Genomic DNA, 5789 nt, shown 5'->3' on the forward strand with positions numbered 1-5789 from the left:
CTGACCAAGCCGCTGGCGTAGAAGAAGGTAGAGTCTCAATGGGTAAGAAGTTTTTCGTCGCCGGCACCGATACCGAAATCGGCAAAACGACCATAGCCTGCGGTTTGCTTGAAGCGGGCAATCAGCGGGGCTGGCGCACGCTTGCGCTGAAGCCTGTGGCGGCTGGTGCAGAGCCGGGCGAGGATGGCCCGCGCAATGATGATGCTATGGCGCTTATGCAAAGTGCCAGCGTTCAACTCAGCTACGAACAGGTTAACCCGGTTCTGTTTGAGCCGCCCATTGCCCCTCATATTGCGGCCCAGCAGGCGGGCAGGCGGCTTACCGTATCGCAGTTGGTCGGGTATTGCCGGGGCAGTCTGATGACGCCCAGTGATCTGGCCTTGGTGGAAGGCGCCGGCGGTTGGCGGGTCCCCCTCAGCGGTCGCGAAACGCTGGCTGGCCTTGCCGTGGAGCTGCAATTGCCCGTCATTATGGTGGTCGGCATGAAACTGGGCTGCCTTAACCATGCTCTGCTGACGGCAGAAGCGATTCGTCGCGACGGTCTGCCACTGGCCGGTTGGGTGGCCAATACCGTGGAGAAGGGGATGTCCTGTTTCGATGAAAACGTCGAAACCCTCAGGCAGTTGTTGCCCGCGCCCTGCCTGGGTGTGGTGCCCGGTCTCGCCGACTGTTCTCCGGAAAAGGTGGCCGCGCACCTACAGATCGATCTGCTTTAAAGAGGCATTTTAAGCGTAGGGCTTTACCTTGCGCCGCAGGCAATGTTTACTCTGCATATTTTGCAGCAAAGCATCATTCAGGAGCGGCCATGAGTATCGACGCTACCCAGCCCACCCACGAAGTCCATAACCAGTCCACGCCGCTGGAAAACCACAATCTCTATCTCGGTGATCAGGCCTTGCGCGAGGCGATTCAGGCGCAATCACCTGCCTCGGAAGAATCGCTGGTCGACTATGGCGCCCTGTGCGGTCTGCCCGAGTTTATCGAACTGGGTTTTCAGGCCAACGCGCACAAGCCGGTGCTGCATACCCACGACCGCTTTGGTCACCGACTGGATCTGATTGAATTCCACCCCAGTTACCATGCCTTGATGGAGCAGGCCTATCAGGCCGGGCTGCACAGCGACCCCTGGACCGATGGCAGTCACACTGAGCGCGCGGCGAAGTACTACCTGCATGCTCAGGTGGAAGCGGCCCACGGTTGCCCGGTGACGATGACTTTCGCCTCGGTGCCAACCCTCAAGCTCAACCCCGTGCTCGCAGAACAGTTTTTGCCCAAGGTGCTGGCAAAGGCCTATGACCCGCGCAATGTGCACTACAGCGAGAAGTCGGCCCTGACCATTGGCATGGGCATGACTGAAAAACAGGGCGGCTCCGATGTGCGGGCCAATACCACGCAGGCAACCCTTCTAGGCGAGGTGGAGGGCGCTACTGCCTATTCACTGGTAGGGCACAAATGGTTTCTGTCGGCACCGATGTGCGATGCCTTTCTGGTGCTGGCGCAAACAGACAAAGGGATCAGCTGTTTTCTGGTGCCGCGCTGGCATCCGGAAGGCCACAAAAACCCGCTGGAAATTCAGCGACTCAAAGACAAAATGGGCAATGTCGCCAATGCCTCGTCGGAAGTTGAATTCCGCGGCGCCCTCGGCTGGCTGGTGGGTGACATCGGACGCGGCGTGCCGGCCATTATTCAGATGGTGGCGATGACTCGCTTTGACTGCATGATCGGCTCCAGCGCCGGGCAGCGTCAGGCGGTGGTGCAGGCTGCCCACCATGCCAGTCAGCGCGAGGCCTTTGGCAAGCGCCTGATCGATCAGCCCATCATGCGCAATGTGCTGGCGGATCTTCAGCTGGAGGTCGAAGGCTCACTGGCGATGACCTTTCGCATGGCGCAAGCGCTGGACCGCGGCAGCGAACAGGATCAGTTGCTACTGCGTCTGGGCACAGCGGTGGGCAAATACTGGATCTGCAAACGCACGGCCCAGCATGCCTACGAAGCCATGGAATGCATCGGCGGCAATGGGGTGATGGAAAACTGCATCATGCCGCGTCTTTATCGCGAGGCGCCGATCAACGCCATCTGGGAAGGCTCAGGTAACATCCAGGCGTTGGATGTGCGCCGCGCCATGCAGCGCAGCCCTGAGGTGGTGGATGCCTGGATGGCGGAACTGCTGACAACTGCCAATCTTGATCCGCGTCAGGACGCGGTGGTGGACAATCTCAAACACGAACTGTCGGCGGCGGATGAGGCCTCGGCCCGGCGACTGGCGGAGCTGCTTGGTCTGAGCCTGCAGGGCTCGCTGCTACTGCGCGGGCCCAATCCGGCGATTGCCGAAGCCTTTCTGGCGGGGCGATGTCAGTCCCCCAGCCATCATTTCGGCGCTTTGCCGGCTGGATTGAACCTTGATTTGTTGATAAATCGCGCCAATCCGCACGTGTACGAGTAATTGCGTATATTCGTAACACATTGAAAATCAAGGCGTAACACTTCAATCAGGTGAATTTGACGGCAAATCTCTTGCAATGCAGCAAGCGATTTGCCTAATATACTCGCCGTCAACATTGGCGGTTGAGTTGTTCTCCTGCCACGAATATTGAGGTAAGAGCCATGCCCTTATACAAAGCTCCGTTACGCGATATGCATTTTGTGCTGAATGATCTGCTGAAAGTGGATCAGCACTACCCCACGCTGACTGATCGCGAGGAAGTGACTCCTGATTTGCTGGACGCCATTCTGAACGAAGGTGCAAAGTTTGCTGAGGAAGTGATTGCGCCGCTGAACCAGATCGGTGACCAGCAGGGTTGTACCTGGAGTGAAGACGGCGTCACTACGCCGGAAGGCTTCAAGGAAGCTTACCAGCAATACTGCGAATCCGGCTGGACCAGCGTCAGTGCCCGCGCCGAGTTTGGCGGTCAGGGGCTGCCCCCGTCTGTGGGCCTGTTGCTGTCCGACATGATGGGCGGCGCCAACTGGTCCTGGAGCATGTACCCTGGCCTGTCCAGCTCTGCGGCGCGCGTGCTGGAAGAGTACGGCAATGAAATGCAGCAAACCCGTTACCTGCCCAAAATGGTAGACGGTACCTGGACTGGCACTATGTGTCTGACCGAGCCGCACGCCGGTTCTGATGTTGGTTTGTCTCGCACTAAAGCCAAGGACAATGGCGACGGAACCTACGCTATAACTGGCACCAAGATTTTCATTTCCTCCGGCGAGCACGACATGGCGGAGAACATTATCCATCTGGTTCTGGCGCGCACTGAGGGCGCACCGGAAGGCACCAAGGGTATCTCGCTGTTTCTGGTGCCCAAGTTTATTGCCCATGAGGACTCGAGCCTGGGCGATCGCAACGGTGTAACCTGTGGCTCTATCGAGCACAAGATGGGTATCAAAGGTTCTGCGACAGCTGTACTGAACTTTGACGGTGCAACCGGCTACATGATCGGTGAGGAGAACAAAGGCCTTACCTACATGTTTGTGATGATGAACACTGCCCGTATGGGTACTGCCATGCAGGGTCTGTCACTGGGCCAACTGTCATACCAGGGTGGTCTGGAATACGCGCGTGAGCGTTTGCAAATGCGTTCACTGTCGGGCCCCAAAAACCCGGATGGTCCTGCCGATCCAATTATCGTGCACCCCGATGTGCGCCGCATGCTGCTGACGCAAAAGGCTTTCACTGAAGGCAGTCGCGCGTTTCTGTACTGGATTTTGATGGTCGTGGACAAGGCTAACTGCGGTGCGACTGAAGAAGAGCGCAAGGAAGCCGACGACCTGTTGCACCTGCTGACGCCGATCGCCAAGGCTTTTGTTACCGAGACCGGTCTGGAAGTGGCCAACTACGGCGTTCAGATCTACGGTGGCCACGGCTTTATCAGTGAGTGGGGCATGGAGCAGATCGTTCGTGACCTGCGCATTTCAACGCTCTATGAAGGTACGACTGGCATTCAGGCGCTTGACCTGCTGGGCCGAAAGATTATGGGTACCGGTGGCCAGGCCCTGATGACGCTGACCAAGATCATCCACAAGTACTGCGAGTCTCAAAAGGACAATGCCGCGATGGCTGAGTTTGTCGAGCCGCTGGCGGCGCTGAACAAAGAGTGGGGTGATATCACCATGCAGATCGGTGAGAAAGCCATGCAGAACCCAGATGAAGTGGGTGCGGCGTCGGTTGATTATCTGATGTACTCCGGCTACATTGCGCTCGCATATATGTGGGCTCAGATGGCCGAACTCGCGCTTGGGGGCAGCGAGGGCGATAGCTTTATGGCGTCCAAGATTAAAACTGCGCGCTTCTACTTCCAGCGCTTGTTGCCGCGTACCGAGAGCCATAAGCTGAGCATGCTCAGTGGCGCGGACAATCTGATGGCGTTGGATGTTGACGAATTCGCGTTCTAAATAAACTCAACGGAGGACAACCGTGCCGGATTACAAAGCCCCTGTAAAAGACATGCAATTTGTATTGCATGAGGTTTTTAACGCAGAGTCCATCTGGTCCAAATTGGGACTGGAGGAGGTCAATCGGGAATTGGCAGATGCCATCCTCGATGAAGCGGCAAAAATCAGCGAAAACCTTCTCTCGCCACTGAATCGCAGCGGAGACGAAGAGGGCGTAAGCTGGAACGACACGGTTGTCACAACGCCTAAAGGCTTTCCTGAAGCCTTTAAAGAACTGGCCGAAGGTGGCTGGGGTGCTCTTGCCGGCGCCCCGGAATACGGCGGCCAGGTTATTCCCAAGATGCTGGTGCTGATGTTTGAGGAAATGAGCTATGGCTCAAACATCGCGCTGGGTCTGTACCTTTCACTCACCTCTGGTGCGGCGCTGGCTCTGGCCAACCACGCCAGTGATGAGCTGAAAGAAAAATACCTGCCGAACATGTACTCCGGTAAATGGGCTGGCAGCATGTGTCTGACCGAAGGTCACGCAGGTACCGACCTTGGTATGATTCGCACTAAGGCTGAACCCCAAGCCGACGGTAGCTACAGCATTACCGGGAACAAGATTTTTATCACCGGTGGTGAGCATGACCTGACAGAAAACATCGTCCACCTTGTACTGGCCAAGTTGCCGGACGCACCGGCAGGCTCCAAAGGCATATCGCTGTTTCTGGTGCCGAAGTTCCACGTCAACGACGATGGCAGTCTCGGCGAGCGCAACGGCGTAAGCTGTGGCTCGGTAGAACACAAAATGGGTATTCACGCGTCTGCCACCTGTGTACTCAACTTTGATGGTGCTAAAGGCTATCTGGTGGGTGAAGTGAACAAGGGCCTGGCAGCCATGTTTACCATGATGAACTACGAGCGTCTGTCGGTCGGTGTTCAGGGTTTGGGTCTGGCGGCCGCCTCCTACAACGGCGCGCTGGATTACGCTCGCGAGCGTCTGCAGAGCCGTTCGCCGGCTGGCCCGCAAAATGCTTCCGGCCCGGCCGATCCGATCATCGTTCATCCCGACGTGCGTCGTATGTTGCTTACCCAAAAAGCCTATGTGGAGGCCGGTCGCGCCTTTGCGGTCTATGTGGGGCAGCAACTGGATACGGCCAAATTTGGTGAGGGTGAAGACAAGGCGCGTGCGGCCGGTTTGGTTGAGCTGCTTACGCCGATTGCCAAGGCTTTCCTGACTGACAAAGGGCTGGAGTGTACCGTGCTGGGCCAGCAGTGTTTTGGTGGCCAGGTTTTTGTGGGTGTGTGGGTTATGGAGCATTACGTGGGCTTTTGGGGAATTGCCATTTTATACGAAGGCACAAAGGGATTTCAGGCGCTGTTTGTGTTGGGCCGAAAAGTTGCGGCCAACGGCG

Annotated in this window: 4 protein-coding genes; all 4 read left to right on the forward strand. The window is 57.2% G+C overall.

The features are described 5' to 3' along the window. The coding region (gene bioD / locus AC222A_RS18575; protein WP_486775422.1) for a dethiobiotin synthase at positions 1 to 716 on the forward strand (716 nt) is incomplete at its 5' end. Positions 717 to 805: 89 nt separating this feature from the next. Next, entirely contained in the window at positions 806 to 2443 is a 1638-nt protein-coding gene (locus tag AC222A_RS18580) for an acyl-CoA dehydrogenase family protein (RefSeq protein ID WP_486775423.1), read from the forward strand. Between the two features lie 161 nt (positions 2444 to 2604). Then, on the forward strand, positions 2605 to 4392 hold the full coding sequence (locus AC222A_RS18585) for an acyl-CoA dehydrogenase C-terminal domain-containing protein (RefSeq protein WP_486775424.1): 1788 nt from the start codon (positions 2605 to 2607) through the stop codon (positions 4390 to 4392). Between the two features lie 22 nt (positions 4393 to 4414). Beyond that, positions 4415 to 5789 (forward strand): acyl-CoA dehydrogenase family protein (locus tag AC222A_RS18590; protein WP_486775425.1); only part of this gene is annotated, 1375 nt, incomplete at its 3' end.

This window comes from Litorivivens sp. (assembly GCF_057445395.1).